At 41.9% G+C, this 15258-nt stretch carries 13 protein-coding genes and 2 pseudogenes; 12 read left to right on the top strand and 3 right to left on the bottom strand.

Going from position 1 to position 15258, the window contains the following annotated elements:
* The first annotated feature begins 116 nt into the window (after positions 1 to 116).
* The 3 genes from gcvT to gcvPB are packed head-to-tail and all read left to right on the top strand — an operon-like array spanning position 117 to position 4039.
* Complete coding sequence (gene gcvT, locus L634_RS0116260) at positions 117 to 1223, top strand: glycine cleavage system aminomethyltransferase GcvT (protein WP_026583351.1); 1107 nt, start codon at positions 117 to 119, stop codon at positions 1221 to 1223.
* 16 nt (positions 1224 to 1239) lie between these two features.
* Complete coding sequence (gene gcvPA / locus L634_RS0116255) at positions 1240 to 2586, top strand: aminomethyl-transferring glycine dehydrogenase subunit GcvPA (protein ID WP_026583350.1); 1347 nt, start codon at positions 1240 to 1242, stop codon at positions 2584 to 2586.
* Positions 2579 to 4039 (top strand): aminomethyl-transferring glycine dehydrogenase subunit GcvPB, encoded by a 1461-nt coding sequence (gene gcvPB, locus L634_RS0116250; protein ID WP_026583349.1) that lies wholly within the window; start codon positions 2579 to 2581, stop codon positions 4037 to 4039. Before gcvPA ends, gcvPB begins: the two co-directional genes overlap by 8 nt.
* Before the next feature lie 241 nt (positions 4040 to 4280).
* Here the strand turns inward: gcvPB and L634_RS0116245 are convergent, their stop codons facing one another.
* Positions 4281 to 4664, bottom strand: a complete 384-nt coding sequence (locus L634_RS0116245; RefSeq protein WP_026583348.1) for a rhodanese-like domain-containing protein — start codon at positions 4662 to 4664, stop codon at positions 4281 to 4283.
* A gap of 182 nt (positions 4665 to 4846) precedes the next feature.
* Between L634_RS0116245 and L634_RS0116240 the strand changes: the two genes are divergently transcribed.
* The 5 genes and pseudogenes from L634_RS0116240 (at position 4847) to L634_RS0116220 (ending at position 11026) form a co-directional block, all read left to right on the top strand.
* Positions 4847 to 5683 (top strand): lipoate--protein ligase family protein, encoded by an 837-nt coding sequence (locus tag L634_RS0116240; protein ID WP_026583347.1) that lies wholly within the window; start codon positions 4847 to 4849, stop codon positions 5681 to 5683.
* 355 nt (positions 5684 to 6038) lie between these two features.
* Positions 6039 to 6833 (top strand): annotated as a pseudogene (locus L634_RS0116235) (ribonucleotide reductase N-terminal alpha domain-containing protein); the annotation flags it as partial.
* Between the two features lie 384 nt (positions 6834 to 7217).
* Complete coding sequence (locus L634_RS0116230) at positions 7218 to 7847, top strand: endonuclease domain-containing protein (protein ID WP_198029782.1); 630 nt, start codon at positions 7218 to 7220, stop codon at positions 7845 to 7847.
* Between the two features lie 241 nt (positions 7848 to 8088).
* Positions 8089 to 9855 (top strand): annotated as a pseudogene (locus L634_RS31305) (vitamin B12-dependent ribonucleotide reductase); the annotation flags it as partial.
* A gap of 286 nt (positions 9856 to 10141) precedes the next feature.
* Positions 10142 to 11026 (top strand): patatin-like phospholipase family protein, encoded by an 885-nt coding sequence (locus tag L634_RS0116220; RefSeq protein ID WP_026583344.1) that lies wholly within the window; start codon positions 10142 to 10144, stop codon positions 11024 to 11026.
* 29 nt (positions 11027 to 11055) lie between these two features.
* Here the strand turns inward: L634_RS0116220 and L634_RS0116215 are convergent, their stop codons facing one another.
* Complete coding sequence (locus L634_RS0116215; RefSeq protein WP_442852706.1) at positions 11056 to 11442, bottom strand: SA1362 family protein; 387 nt, start codon at positions 11440 to 11442, stop codon at positions 11056 to 11058.
* A gap of 472 nt (positions 11443 to 11914) precedes the next feature.
* On the opposite strand from L634_RS0116215, the gene L634_RS0116210 reads away from it, so the two are divergent.
* The 4 genes from L634_RS0116210 (at position 11915) to efp (ending at position 14872) form a co-directional block, all read left to right on the top strand.
* Positions 11915 to 12448 (top strand): YqhR family membrane protein, encoded by a 534-nt coding sequence (locus tag L634_RS0116210; RefSeq protein ID WP_026583342.1) that lies wholly within the window; start codon positions 11915 to 11917, stop codon positions 12446 to 12448.
* Between the two features lie 332 nt (positions 12449 to 12780).
* Positions 12781 to 13227: a type II 3-dehydroquinate dehydratase gene (aroQ, locus tag L634_RS0116205; protein ID WP_026583341.1), complete on the top strand. Its 447-nt coding sequence runs from the start codon at positions 12781 to 12783 to the stop codon at positions 13225 to 13227.
* Position 13228: 1 nt separating this feature from the next.
* The gene (locus tag L634_RS0116200; RefSeq protein ID WP_026583340.1) at positions 13229 to 14290 is read left to right on the top strand and encodes a M24 family metallopeptidase; all 1062 of its coding nucleotides are present in this window, start codon (positions 13229 to 13231) and stop codon (positions 14288 to 14290) included.
* 24 nt (positions 14291 to 14314) lie between these two features.
* Positions 14315 to 14872, top strand: coding sequence for an elongation factor P (efp, locus tag L634_RS0116195; protein ID WP_026583339.1), 558 nt, complete (start codon positions 14315 to 14317; stop codon positions 14870 to 14872).
* 144 nt (positions 14873 to 15016) lie between these two features.
* Here the strand turns inward: efp and L634_RS31300 are convergent.
* Positions 15017 to 15258, bottom strand: a 242-nt coding sequence (locus L634_RS31300) for a transposase (protein ID WP_034262801.1), incomplete at its 5' end; no start/stop codon positions are given.

The raw sequence follows: 15258 nt of genomic DNA, 5'->3' as shown, positions 1-15258 counted from the left end.
GCCGGTTTCGGTAAACTTTCAGGTGCAAGGACAGAGATCTTCTCATAAATGAGGGGATGCTCTGTCCTTTTTTATGTTCCTATTCCAAATTAAAAGATTATAAGGGGGACGAGTAAATGTCACAGTTAAAACGAACGCCTTTATATGAGGTGTACAAAGATTATGGAGCAAAAACCATCGATTTTGGAGGCTGGGACCTTCCTGTACAGTTTTCAAGCATTAAAGAGGAGCATGAAGCAGTCCGTACCAAAGCTGGTCTTTTTGATGTATCCCATATGGGAGAAATCGAAGTAAAAGGGACAGACAGCCTTGCTTACCTTCAAAAAATGATGACGAATGATGTCTCAAAATTAAAGAGCTCAGGTGCTCAATATACAGCCATGTGTTATGAAAATGGCGGAACTGTTGATGATTTACTTGTCTATAAAATAGAAGATGACCACTATCTGCTAGTTGTAAATGCCTCCAACATTGAAAAGGATTTCAGCTGGCTTAAGGACCATGTTGAAGGCAATGTCGAATTGAAAAATCTCTCAGAAGAAATGGCACAGCTTGCCCTTCAGGGGCCGCTTGCCGAAAAGGTGCTGCAAAAGCTTGCTGGGAGCACAAACCTTGCAGAAATCGGCTTTTTCAAATTCCAGCAGGATGTAGAACTGAATGGAAAAAAAGCACTTGTGTCAAGAACTGGCTATACAGGAGAAGATGGCTTCGAAGTATACTGTGATGCCAATGATGCAGTAGCATTGTGGAATGAAATCCTTGAAGCCGGCAAAGAAGAAGGAGTGCTTCCATGCGGTCTTGGTGCTAGGGACACACTTCGCTTTGAAGCTAATCTGGCGTTATATGGCCAAGAGCTGTCACCTGAAATTACACCGCTTGAAGCAGGAATCGGGTTTGCTGTTAAAGTGAATAAAGATGCTGATTTTATCGGCAAAGATGTGTTGAAGCAGCAAAAGGAAAGCGGGGTGCCCCGCAAGCTAGTCGGAATCGAAATGATAGACCGTGGAATTCCGCGCCATGGCTACCCTGTATATAAAGGAGAAGAGCTTATTGGGGAAGTAACCACAGGCACCCAATCTCCAACCTTAAAGAAGAACATAGGCCTGGCACTTATCAAAAAGGAACATACCGAGCTGGGAACAGAAGTGGAAGTTGAAATCCGCGGAAAACGATTAAAAGCAGCTATTGCAGCTACACCTTTCTATAAAAGAGAAAAGAATTAACCGGGGGGAGAAAACGATGAAACATCGCTATTTACCGATGACAGAGTCTGATCAGAAAGCAATGCTGGAAACAATCGGCGTTAATTCTGTGGATGAACTCTTCAGTGACATTCCTGAAAGCGTAAGATTTAAAGGTGAATATAAAGTTAAACCGGCAAAATCTGAAACAGCCCTAATGAAAGAGCTTACTAGGATGGCTCAGAAGAATGCCGATCTTCGCACAAATACATCTTTCCTTGGAGCAGGTGTATACGATCATTACATGCCAGTCATCGTTGACCATGTATTGTCTCGTTCAGAATTCTATACTGCCTACACTCCTTACCAGCCTGAAATCTCCCAGGGGGAACTTCAGGCAATCTTTGAATTCCAAACGATGATCTGTGAGTTAACGGGGATGGACGTTGCCAATTCTTCCATGTATGATGGCGGAACATCTCTTGCTGAAGCTGCAATGCTTAGCGCAGGCAGTACCCGCCGAAAAAAAGTCCTGATCTCAAGTGCCGTTCATCCTGAATCAAAGGATGTCGTCAAAACTTATGCAAAGGGTCAATATATTGAGGTAGTTGAAATTCCTCAAAAAAATGGCATTACAGATCTTGATGCTCTGAAAGAAATGATTGGCGATGATATCGCAGCTGTAATCGTCCAGTACCCTAACTTTTTCGGAAGAGTGGAGCCTTTAAAAGAGCTTGAAGAAATCATTCACGCGCATAAATCCATGTTTGTAGTATCTAGTAACCCGCTTTCTCTGGGTGCCCTAACGCCTCCTGGAAAATTCGGTGCCGACATTGTCGTAGGAGATGCACAGCCTTTCGGAATTCCTACAGCATTTGGCGGTCCGCATTGCGGATACTTTGCTGTAACATCCAAGCTGATGAGAAAAGTGCCAGGCCGCCTTGTAGGCCAAACAGTAGATGACCAGGGACGCAGAGGCTTTGTTTTGACGCTCCAGGCCCGTGAGCAGCATATCCGCCGTGATAAAGCGACATCCAATATTTGCTCCAATCAGGCATTAAATGCCCTGGCAGCATCGGTTGCCATGACCGCTCTGGGCAAGAAGGGCGTTAAAGAAATGGCTGCAGCCAATATGCAAAAGGCCCATTATGCCAAACAGCAGTTTAAAGCTAATGGTTTTGAAATCGCATTTGAAGGTTCTTCATTTAATGAATTTGTCATCAAGCTGAATAAGCCAGTCAAAGAAGTGAATCAGGAGCTTTTACAAAAAGGTATTATTGGCGGCTATGATCTGGGAAGAGATTTTGCCGACCTGAAAAACCATATGCTTGTTGCTGTAACTGAGTTAAGAACAAAAGAAGAAATCGATGCATTTGTTAAGGAAATGGGGGATTACCATGCATAAGGAAGATCAGCCACTCATCTTTGAATTAAGCACAGAAGGCCGTATTGGTTATAGCCTGCCTGAAATGGATGTTCCGGAAACAGACTTAAGCGAGCTTCTCCCTGAAGGCTATCTAAGAGAAGAAGAGCCTGAGCTGCCGGAAGTCTCTGAGCTTGATATTATGCGGCACTATACAGCTCTCTCCAAACGTAACCATGGAGTGGATTCTGGTTTCTATCCATTAGGATCATGTACGATGAAATACAATCCTAAAATCAATGAAAATGTTGCCCGCTTTAATGGCTTTGCCCATCTGCATCCTCTGCAGGATGAAACCTCTGTCCAAGGTGCATTGGAGCTGATGTATGATTTGCAGGAGCATTTAATTGAAATTACTGGAATGGATGAAGTAACGCTTCAGCCTGCTGCAGGTGCACATGGAGAATGGACCGGGCTTATGATGATCCGGGCTTATCATGAGGCGAATGGCGATACAAAGCGTACGAAAGTGATTGTTCCTGACTCAGCCCATGGAACTAACCCTGCATCCGCAACAGTTGCAGGCTTTGAAACGATAACAGTTAAATCGAATGAGAACGGATTGGTCGATCTGGAAGATCTAAGAAGAGTGGTTGGCGAGGATACTGCAGCCCTTATGCTGACTAATCCGAACACACTAGGGCTATTTGAGGAAAATATCCTTGAAATGGCTGAGATTGTCCACGGTGCTGGCGGAAAGCTTTATTATGATGGTGCCAACCTGAATGCCGTACTTTCAAAAGCCCGCCCTGGAGATATGGGATTTGACGTTGTACACCTTAATCTTCATAAAACCTTTACAGGCCCGCATGGCGGCGGCGGACCGGGGTCTGGACCTGTTGGCGTAAAAGCAGATCTAATACCATACCTTCCAAAGCCAGTATTAGTTAAAAAAGGTGACCAGTACGAATTTGATTATGACCGTCCGCAATCTATCGGGCGCGTGAAGCCGTATTATGGAAACTTTGGAATCAATGTACGAGCATATACGTATATCCGTACAATGGGACCTGATGGACTAAAGGCTGTAACAGAATATGCTGTATTAAATGCAAACTATATGATGAGAAGGCTTGCACCATTTTTTGATCTGCCATTTGACAGGCATTGCAAGCATGAATTTGTATTAAGCGGAAAGCGCCAGAAGAAGCTGGGTGTCCGTACACTGGATATTGCAAAGCGCCTTCTTGATTTTGGCTACCATCCGCCAACAATCTACTTCCCGCTTAACGTGGAAGAGTGCATCATGATTGAACCGACAGAGACAGAATCTAAGGAAACACTGGATTCATTTGTTGATGCTATGATCCAAATTGCCAAAGAAGCAGAGGAAAACCCTGAAATCGTTCAGGAAGCTCCACATACAACGGTAATCGGCCGCCTGGACGAAACCATGGCTGCCAGAAAGCCGGTTCTTCGCTATCAAAGGCAATAAAACGAAAAAAGGGTGTCCCTCTTATAGGGCGCCCTTTTTTGTGGATTAAACGCTAACTGTGAACTTTAGGAATGGAATTAAAAAATTCGGTAATAAAGGTCGGACTTGGGGAAAAGAATTGGAAAGCTTGGGGAATGGAACAGCGAATATGAGGAATAGATCCTGATTAGAAGTGGCGGTTCATTCTCTTATAAGCAAAAGAACCCGTCAAAGATTAACGGGGTCTTTTAATATATTGCTTTTATTTTTTTGCTTTCACTTTGCCGGTCCATTTTTTGAATCCACCCTGCAGGTGTGAAAGGTCTTTGTAGCCTTTACGATGCAAAAACTGGGCAGCTCTGGCACTTCTCATACCACTTTGGCAATATAGGTAAACAGGCTTGTCCGGACGCAATTCTTTCATGCGCATTTTCATTTGTGAAAGCGGTATATTGCGTGCTCCTAAAATATGGCCGTTTTCAAATTCATTTGGCTCACGGACATCAATTAACTGGGCTTTTCTATAACCTTCGCGAAACTGGTCTTCGGTAAGCGTTTTAACAATTCTGCGCTGATAAAACCATGTAATCACGGAGTAGGTAATGATTGCACCTAATATGATCAGAATGAAATAAAGTGTATCCAATATGTCTTTCTCCTTTCACACTTAGCTAAGCCAACTTATATTATATAAGCCTTTCCTTATGGGAGTAAAGTGAATCCTTTAAAATTATATTGGAAATTCAACATGCTTTGAATTTCCCAAGAATTTTGGTAGACTATTAAACGCATATGACTGGTTAAAGAATTTGAAAATGAGGGTTACATATGACTAAAGAAGTTTGGCGTTTTATTGATTCAGGAGAGGGATCGCCCTCTTTTAATATGGCTTTGGATGAGGCCTTGCTTGATTGGAACAGCGAGGGGAAAATGCCTCCGGTTATTCGATTCTATGGGTGGAATCCAGCGACTCTTTCAGTCGGGTATTTCCAGAAGGTTGAAAAAGAAATCGATATGGATTCCGTTAAACAGCATGGGTTGGGTTTTGTACGCAGACCTACAGGCGGCAGGGGCGTACTGCATGAGCATGAGCTTACATATAGTGTAATTGTTCCGGAAGAGCACCCGGATATGCCTACAACTGTCACGGAAGCTTATAGAGTTATTTCGGAGGGGATTTTAAAAGGTTTTCACGCTCTTGGTATGGAAGCATATTTTGCCATTCCGAAAACGGCCGAAGAAAGGGATTCCTTAAAAAATCCCAGGTCTGCCGTTTGTTTTGATGCACCAAGCTGGTACGAGCTTGTAGTGGAAGGCCGTAAAGTGGCCGGCAGTGCCCAAACTAGACAAAAAGGGGTAATCCTGCAGCATGGATCAATTCTGCTTGATCTGGATGAAGATAAGCTATTTAGCTTATTCAAGTATCCAAACGAAAGAGTAAAAGAACGGATGCAGAAAGCATTTAAAAGTAAAGCAGTGGCCATGAATCAGCTTACATCGGAAAAAATCACACTGGAACAAGCAAAAAAAGCATTCAAAAAAGGGTTCGAAGAAGGGCTGAATATTGAACTGGAACCATATGAGCTGACAGCTGAAGAAATGGCTTACGTTCAAAAAATTGCCAAAGAGCGTTATGAAAATGATGAGTGGAATTATAAAAGATAAAAAGCGGCGCTGTCGCTTTTTTCTTTTTTAAGAATATTTTACCAATTAATCTATATTAAAAGTGCAAGCCTCGAAATTTATGAAAATTTATCATAAATTGTCGTAAATCTGTCATTCCCTCTCGTTTCCTTCAAAATCTAGTATTTTTTAAGTTTGACAAAATCAAATTCACCTGACCTTAACCACAATATGTAGTGGTGTCGAAAATAATTTAAACACTATATATTGATTTTGAGGTTTAAGGTATGGTAACTTTAGGGTACTCTTTTAACAGAGCTAAAGTTGTTCAAACTATGAAAATGTTTACACAACATACAGAAAAATTGCATGAATTTATATCGAAGGAGTTGTAACAATGTCTGTTGCGCTAGGACAAAAAATGAAATTGAATATTGACCGTTTAAATAAGGACATCCGTTTATTTCCTCAGGTTCACCCTGTAACCCCGGATATGAAAATGACCCACAAAGGTGTTTCACGCTTAGTCATGCTGGACAGATACACTTTCAAAGACACCGAGAAAGTGACACTGACAAATGGTGACTTCGTTGTCCTCACTATCAAAGAAGATCCAAAATTTCCTGCACGCGGTCTGGGCTTCATCCTGGATATTGACTGGGAAAACAAGACAGCCAAGGTTTTAGTAGAGGAAGATTACAGAGGAGTTCTCGATGATCCGGAAGAAGCCAGGACGGGCATAATTACAAAACCGCTGGATGTTATAGAAAAACCGCTGGAAATCTTTTATGAGCAAATTGCCAAGCGTAACGCAACAGGCCTTGCATCCGTAGAGAAAACCGAAGAAAAGAGAAAAGAATGGTTTGAAAAGTTCTACCAGGAATTGAAAAACCTGCACTTTATTCCAGCCGGCCGTGTTTTATATGGAGCGGGGGCAGACACTGATGTAACATATTTCAACTGTTACGTAATGCCGTTTGTGCAGGATTCCCGAGAAGGAATCTCTGAGCACCGCAAGCAGGTCATGGAAATCATGAGCCGCGGCGGCGGAGTTGGAACAAATGGTTCTACTCTAAGACCTCGCAACACACTGGCAAAAGGGGTTAACGGAAAATCTTCAGGGTCCGTCTCCTGGCTGGACGACATTGCGAAACTGACTCACCTTGTGGAGCAGGGAGGGTCCAGACGTGGTAAATCAGCTTAAGTGCCTCGTCTATAAATAAACCTCGTGAATTGCTGGGAACTCTTTATGGCTATGCATAGTGAATGTCACCCAATTGTAATATAATGGATATATTATATTCTTGAGGTGATTAACATGCGGCCGTATGATGCAAAAGAATCTCAGAAATGTAACATTTGCGGATTCCAAATTTCTCATAACAAGCAAGGTCGATTTACATCGCATATCAAAAATGAACATGGCCTAACACTGGAAGGATATTTAATACACTACTATTATGCTCCAGAAGATTTGAAATGCTCTTACGAACTCTGTCATAAGTCTGTAAGGCTTCGTAGAGGAAAGCCTAAGAAATATTGCTCAGCGTCCTGCGGGAACAAAGGAGAGCCTCTGGTGTGCGTAGTATGTAACAACAAGTTTGATACAAGCACAAGACCCCATAGGGAAACTAAAACATGCAGTGAAGATTGCGAAGGGCAACTTAGGTCATCACGAACGAAAGCCTGGCATGAATCTATGAATGGAGAGGCAAAAGAAAAGCATTTCAAAAATATTATATCTAAAACAGCTAAGACAAGAAGAGAGAATAATACCCCTTCATGGAATAGTGGAAAGACAAATATCTACAGTGATGAGACTATTGAAAAGATTCGACAGGCCACGCTGAAACAGATGGAAAATCAGATTTTCAAAAAGACAATAATAGAAGAAATAATGGAAGAGTACTTAAAGGAATTGAATACTGAATACCAATATTCTTTCATTCTTCAAAAGAGGCAATATGATTTCCTTCTAAAGAAGTATAATCTGATTATTGAGTGCGATGGGGATTATTGGCATGCCAACCCCAAGTTTTATCCGGAACCTGCGGAATGGCAAGTCGAAAGAATAAAAATTGACCAAGTGAAAAATGAGATCGCAGAGAGCAATGGATACCGAATTGTTCGCTTTTGGGAAGATGATATACTCAATAACATAGGGTATGTCAAAGGCATCATAAATGACTTGCTGGCTACAACGTAACTGGAAACGGTAAGCGTGAATGCTTGAAAACAGCAAGTGGAAAAAGACAATCAGCAGCCAAGCTCCTGTCTCGAAAGAGTGGAGAAGGTTCAACGACCATCGAAACCACACCTCTAGGTGGAAGGGAGTAGAGTAGGAAGCAAGTGCTTCCGAAGTGCGAGGATACCAAAAAGGTATAAGATATGGTCTGAACTCTAGGGTGACCTAGAGGGTTGGTGTAACGAACCAACATAACAAATTGGCTCAAATGATTATGCTATCTGATTGGCATCCGGACATTATTGAATTCATCATATCTAAAATGCAAAATCCAAGGATTTTACGATTCCTTCTTGAAAATACAAATGATGGAACAATTAAAAAATATGCAAAAGAAAAATTAAAGTTTACTCCTTTCACTGAGCAGGAAACCGCAATGTACCAGGGAATTGTTAATTACAAGAGCATTCCTGGCTACGGCGGATTCAGCGAGAAGATCATCAAGGATGCAGAGGAAAAGCTGGCTGCTGGCGGCACTTACAGTGTCCATAATCCTGAATTCCTGACAGGCGCAAACATTTCAGTCTGCCTGACAAAAGAATTTATGGACGCAGTTGAGAACGATACAGAGTATGAACTTCGTTTCCCGGATGTAGAATCCTACGATGCTGAGACCATGAAAATTTATAATGAAGAATGGCACAAAGTCGGAGACGTAAGAGAATGGGAGAAACTCGGGTATAAAGTTCGAGTTCATCGCAAGATTAAAGCGAAAGAACTTTGGAACCTGATTAATATCTGTGCAACTTACTCAGCAGAGCCGGGCATTTTCTTTATCGATAATGCAAACGATATGACAAATGCACAGGCATATGGGCAGAAGGTTGTAGCAACAAACCCTTGTGGGGAACAGCCTCTCGCACCATACTCTGTCTGTAACCTTGCAGCAGTGAATCTGGCAGAAATGGCAGACAAGGAAAACAAGACAGTAAACTTTGAAAAGCTGAAGCGTACAGTCGAAGTAGGCGTACGCATGCAGGACAATGTAATTGATGCAACACCATACTTCCTTGAAGAGAACAAAAAGCAGGCATTGGGTGAGCGCCGTGTTGGCCTTGGAGTTATGGGGCTACATGATTTGCTGATCTATTGTGAAACGGAATACGGTTCAGAAGAAGGAAATATGCTGATTGACAAGGTGTTTGAGACAATCGCAACAACAGCCTACAGAGCTTCTGTAGAGCTTGCTAAGGAAAAAGGAAGCTTCCCATTCTTAACAGGCGAGACTGCAGAAGAAACGAATCGCCTGCGCAAAGCATTTACAGAAACAGGCTTTATGCAGAAAATGCCGGAGGATATTCGTGAATCGATTTTAGAAAACGGAATCCGCAATTCACATCTGTTAACTGTTGCTCCGACTGGATCCACAGGTACCATGGTGGGAGTTTCTACAGGCCTCGAACCATATTTCTCCTTCTCATACTTCAGAAGCGGCCGCTTAGGGAAGTTTATTGAAGTAAAGGCAGATATTGTTCAGGAATATTTAGACCGCAACCCCGAAGCTGATCCGGATAACTTGCCTGAATGGTTTGTGGCAGCAATGGATTTGGCCCCTGAAGCGCATGCAGATGTTCAATGTGTGATTCAGCGCTGGATTGACAGCTCAATAAGCAAAACGGTAAATGCGCCGAAGGGGTATAGTGTTGAACAGGTAGAAAAAGTATATGAACGCCTGTATCGCGGCGGTGCAAAGGGCGGTACGGTATATGTTGACGGATCACGCGATTCCCAGGTCTTAACACTTAAAGCTGAAGAGAACAGCTTTGATGATACAGACACTGTTAAGAAAGAGAAAAACAAGCAGCATGTGGTGCTTGTGGATACCATCAGCGACCTTCGTTCAACAGATGTAACCATCGGTTCAGAAGTTGGCAATACATGTCCTGTTTGCCGCAAAGGGAAAGTCAAAGAAATTGGCGGATGCAATACATGTACAAACTGTAATGCACAGCTAAAATGCGGCTTATAATTTAAATAGTTAATCAAAGAAGATGGAAGAAATGTTCCATCTTCTTTTTTGGCTGTTGCAGGATGTGGCTCATACTGCTGTTATTAGGTCCCAGGTGTTTATCCGGCTTAAGAAGCAAATGAAACAATAAGAGGATATATTCATTCCTATTTTCCGGAAGCTGACGTACAATATTTTACTTAAACTGAAATTTTGCTTGTCAGCCGTACTATTTTAAAAAGCTCCTGATTAAAGATGTATAAGAAGCGTTCCGCTATAAGTAAGTACATTGACAGGAGTGGCTTACATGTATATAGACGGTGTTTTTTCAGGAGGGGGCATCAAGGGCTTTGCCCTAATCGGAGCATATGACGCAGTCCAAAAGCGGGGATTCCAATTTAAGAGGGTAGCTGGTACGAGTGCTGGATCCATTGTAGCTGCGTTAATTGCTGCCAGATATACAAGTGAGGAAATCTATCAGCTTGTGGATGAATTGGATGTTAAAAAGTTTCTTGATGAAAGAAAAACTTTTATACCCTTTTCAATCACAAAATGGCTCCTTCTCTACTGGCGATTAGGCCTATACAAAGGCGTGGAGTTGGAGAACTGGATGACTGAAAAGCTTGCTGCAAGAGGAATTAGAACATTTGCAGACCTGCCGCCCCAATCATTAAGGGTAATTGCATCTGATCTGACAAACGGGCGACTGGTTGTTTTGCCTGATGACCTGGTGCACTACGGCATTGATCCAGGCTCATTTCCGGTGGCGAAAGCAATACGAATGAGCTGCAGCTTGCCTTATTTTTTTGAACCTGTTAAACTGCAGGCTTATAGCCGCTCCAGTGTAATCGTGGATGGTGGAGTTTTGAGCAATTTCCCGATGTGGCTTTTTGATAAAGAAAATATAAAAAAAACCAGGCCGGTCCTGGGAGTGAAATTAAGCCATAATTTAAGCGAACGGCCGACAAATAAAATCGCCAATGCCATACAAATGTATGAAGCTCTATTTGCGACCATGAAGGATGCGCATGATGCACGGTATATCTCAAGGAAGCACGCGCAAAATATTATCTTTATACCGACAGATGGGGTATTGACAGCAGAGTTTGATTTGACGGACAAAAAGAAAAAAGCCCTGCTTGACCATGGGAGGAAATGCGCAGAGAATTTTTTTGCGAAATGGACCTACTAAGCAGGAGAATAAAAAAATCGAGCTATCCATTAAAGGGATGCTCGATTTTTCTTTTTGCCTTTCTTGCCTTCTATGACAGTCAGATGCGGAGAAGACTTCTTCTTGGGTTTTTTAATCGAAGTAAGGGAACCCATGGAAGCCTTTCTGCTGTTGGTTGAACCTGCTTCTTTATGGTTAAAGCGTTTTTTTGATTTTTTAGCTGCACGTATAAAAGCCCGCTGCTCTCGCTTAGAGGGATTAGATCTGTTGAAGCGCTGAAATAGAAAGTATATCGCAGCCCCTATAATGACAATGACAGCTATTCTCTGCAAAAAACCGGCAGGATCTGAAATCAGGCTGACGGCAACTCCAAGGGCAGCAAGAATAACTAGCCCGGAGATAATGTAAAGTGAAATCCGATTTTTCAAGAAAGCCACCTCCCTAAAAGCATGATGAGCAAATTTATAAGCTTTTAAACTATATATGAAAAAGTTTAAGTGAATTCTTCACAAAAAGTTTTCTTCCGTTTTTTCTTTTCCAATTTGTTTACATTTTAAACAAAGGATTGGCAATTTTAACGTTTTTTACTAGCCAATTTCCATTTCTAATACAGACAGTAAAAAAATTTGCGCACTCTCCTGGAGTTCGCTCCTTATTAAAATTTATGCTCCAATCTCCAATCCCGGTACACTCTTTTATAGAAATAGGTCTCTTTTCCGGGGAGAGTAAAAATTTATTTCCACATATTAATTTTATTCGACCTAAAACCCCAAAAAACCTCTATAGAATAGGAAATATATTAAAAATATCTTCATTTCTCCGGGAGGAACAACCAATTTGCATATAATTTTTATTATGATGCAAAGGAATAAAAACGTGTGGGCATAATAGGAAACGGAGGTGGCACAAATGGCAGAAGAAAAAGAGCAGTTGGAACAAAATCAGAGAGAAAAGCCAATGTCATTTATGGCTATGGTAGTTATTACTGGTTTGGTTGGCGGCATCCTATGGAGCGGGCTCGCCTTTTTGGCTTATGTGTTCAATTTCACGGAGATAAGACCGAATGTCATCCTTGAACCCTGGACAATAGGAGCTTGGAAAGAAGGCTGGCTGGGAACGGTCATCTCAATACTCTTAATAGGAGGCATCTCAGTCATTGCTGCACTTATTTATTATGCAGCTCTCAGAAAATTCCAAAGTATCTTCATAGGAGCGGGGTATGGGATTGCCCTTTTCTTAATTGTATTTTTTATTCTTAATCCAATATTCCCTGGGATTAGCCCGTTCTGGGAGCTAGAACGGAATACGATTATCACGTCAATTTGTTTCTATATTTTATTTGGGGTTTTTGTCGGGTATTCCATATCATATGAAGCTCATGAAGTGCGCGGCAAAAATGAGGACGAAAAGAAGGCCCGCACAGACCCTAGTATCCTTGATTAAAGCGGGCAGGCAATGCCGGACAAGTCTTTTGGTGTCAAGTGCATCAATAATGCAGCTATCTCGTTAATAGCCAAAAGAAGTGGTATTAAAGCATTCAATTTAAAAAGCCGAGCGGGGAGAATGCATCTCTCTTGCCGGCCTCCCTTCATAAAGAAAATGCAGGTCCAATAAAATCAGGAAAAGTATGTAAACATTGCAACTGTATGCAGTTTTGCTTTATGTTAGAATGTTCTTAATGGACAATCTTTTTCACTGGCAGTTTGAATCGATTTAAAATATGCTGCTATTCCGGAAAAGAAGCCCATTAGCGAATAAGTATGAGGGGGTTGATTATGGGGAAGATACTCCTTTTAAATGGGCCGAATTTAAATTTGCTCGGAAAGCGTGAACCGGGCGTCTATGGTACCGATACACTCAAGAGTCTGGAAGAAAACCTGATTGAATTGGGAAGATCTAATGAGATGGAAGTATGCTGTTTCCAATCAAACCATGAAGGCGAATTAATAGACAGGCTTCACCTTGCCAATGAAGACGGAATACAAGGTATCATCTTCAATCCTGGAGCATTCACTCATTATAGCTATGCTATAAGGGATGCCATAGCAGGAATTCAGGTTCCTGTCATCGAAGTACATATTTCTAATGTTCATGCCCGGGAGGAATTCCGGCATACATCTGTCATTGCCCCTGTGGCCCGCGGACAAATTGTCGGGCTTGGCCTAAAGGGTTATGAATTGGCTTTTCATGCTTTAATGGATCTTATAAAGGGGAGAGGATAATATGGAAAAAATTCAAAAGCTTCGTGCAAGTTTTGATCAATCAGGCATAGATGGGATGCTGATTACCAGCAGCTATAACCGCCGTTATATGACAGGCTTTACAGGATCGGCAGGCGTAGTTTTAATCAGTGCAGAGAAAGCGTTATTCATCACTGATTTTCGCTATACCGAGCAGGCTGCTAAACAATGCGAAGGGTATGAGATTGTTAAGCATACTGGCGCCATTCCTGAAGAAGTCGCAGAACAGGTTAAACAGCTTGGCATTAAAAAGCTTGGATTTGAAGAGGATCATCTAACGTTTTCCGCTTATAAAGCCTATGAAAAAGCAGTTGAAGCAGAGCTTGTTCCTGTTTCCGGAACAATTGAAAAGTTACGCTTGATTAAGACTGAATCAGAGATTAAGATAATAAAGGTGGCAGCTGACATAGCAGATGCTGCGTTTAAACATATTCTAAATGTCATTCGTCCGGGGATTACTGAACTGGAAGTATCGAATGAATTAGAGTTCTTTATGAGAAAAGCGGGTGCAGTTTCATCATCATTTGATATTATCGTGGCATCCGGGCACCGTTCTGCCCTTCCGCATGGAGTGGCAAGCGATAAGGTTATTGAAAAAGGAGATTTTGTCACTCTTGATTTCGGCGCTTATTATAAAGGCTATGTTTCAGATATTACCCGTACTGTAGCTGTCGGAGAACCTGAAGAAAAGCTGAAAGAAATTTATAATATTGTGCTTGAAGCACAGGAGCGGGGAATGGAAGGCATCAGACCAGGAATGAGCGGTAAAGAAGCAGACGCCTTAACGCGCGACTACATAACAGAAAAAGGGTATGGTGAATACTTTGGCCACTCTACAGGCCATGGCATTGGCCTTGAAGTGCATGAAGGGCCGGGCTTGTCATTTAAGTCTGATGTTATTCTTGAACCTGGCATGGTTGTAACGGTAGAGCCGGGCATTTACATACCAGGCCTTGGCGGCGTCCGGATTGAGGATGATACAGTAATTACAAAGGATCATAATGAAACGCTTACTCATTCTACCAAAGAATTGATTATTCTTTAATTGAACAATTAGGAGGACATATTTATGATTTCAGTAAACGATTTTCGTACGGGATTAACGATTGAAGTTGATAACGGCATTTGGCGTGTAATGGATTTCCAGCACGTTAAACCAGGAAAAGGTGCGGCATTTGTCCGTTCTAAGCTTCGCAACCTTCGCACAGGTGCGATCCAGGAAAAAACTTTCCGTGCTGGTGAAAAAGTTGCCAAAGCACAAATTGACAACCGTAAAATGCAATATCTTTACGCAAATGGAGATCAGCATGTATTCATGGACAATGAATCATATGAGCAGATTGAATTGCCTGCATCTGCAATTGAGTATGAATTAAAATTCTTGAAAGAAAATATGGAAGTTGCCATAATGCTTTACCAGGGCGAATCACTAGGAATCGAACTTCCTAACTCTGTTGAGCTAACAGTAACTGAAACAGAACCAGGCATTAAAGGGGATACAGCTTCAGGCGGAACAAAGCCTGCTACTCTTGAAACGGGCCTAACTGTACAAGTTCCTTTCTTCATCAATGAAGGAGATAAGCTGATCATCAACACAACTGATGGTTCTTACGTATCACGCGCGTAATCAAAAGAAAAATCCCGAGTTTTCTCGGGATTTCAGTTTGTAGACAAAAAGAGTTCGGAATAGTCTCATTCCGAACTCTTTTTTTGATTTTTTGTAGGACTTCAAGTAATTACAGAGAATTGCAGACCTCTCCGAGGTTATCATTTAGGCCATTTCTGGACCTTGCCAAGTCCAGTTGGCCATTTTCTTCAAATTCATGGCAGCGAAAGTAAGCATCGCCTGCATCGACATTTTTTTAAGTCCCCTGAGGGTTGTCCAACGCATGCCATGCTTTTCTTTTGCATCTGCGAATACTCGTTCAATTGTTTCTTTGCGTTTTTCATAGATCGGTTTGACGTCTTGATGGTGGCGAAGATGATCTGCTTCTTCCACATGTTCCTCCCACA

The sequence above is a fragment of the Bacillus sp. J33 genome (assembly GCF_000518885.1).
Lineage (GTDB): Bacteria > Bacillota > Bacilli > Bacillales > Cytobacillaceae > Cytobacillus.
This window is presented reverse-complemented; position numbering and strand designations above follow the sequence as displayed.

Bases quoted from the DNA above. Each gene is read 5' to 3' on its own strand.
- L634_RS0116220 (WP_026583344.1), top strand. From the start codon at position 10,142: ATGTATATAGACGGTGTTTTTTCAGGAGGGGGCATCAAGGGCTTTGCC.
- aroQ (WP_026583341.1), top strand. From the start codon at position 12,781: ATGGGGAAGATACTCCTTTTAAATGGGCCGAATTTAAATTTGCTCGGA.
- L634_RS0116200 (WP_026583340.1), top strand. From the start codon at position 13,229: ATGGAAAAAATTCAAAAGCTTCGTGCAAGTTTTGATCAATCAGGCATA.
- efp (WP_026583339.1), top strand. From the start codon at position 14,315: ATGATTTCAGTAAACGATTTTCGTACGGGATTAACGATTGAAGTTGAT.
- L634_RS0116210 (WP_026583342.1), top strand. From the start codon at position 11,915: ATGGCAGAAGAAAAAGAGCAGTTGGAACAAAATCAGAGAGAAAAGCCA.
- gcvPB (WP_026583349.1), top strand. From the start codon at position 2,579: ATGCATAAGGAAGATCAGCCACTCATCTTTGAATTAAGCACAGAAGGC.
- gcvT (WP_026583351.1), top strand. From the start codon at position 117: ATGTCACAGTTAAAACGAACGCCTTTATATGAGGTGTACAAAGATTAT.
- L634_RS0116240 (WP_026583347.1), top strand. From the start codon at position 4,847: ATGACTAAAGAAGTTTGGCGTTTTATTGATTCAGGAGAGGGATCGCCC.
- gcvPA (WP_026583350.1), top strand. From the start codon at position 1,240: ATGAAACATCGCTATTTACCGATGACAGAGTCTGATCAGAAAGCAATG.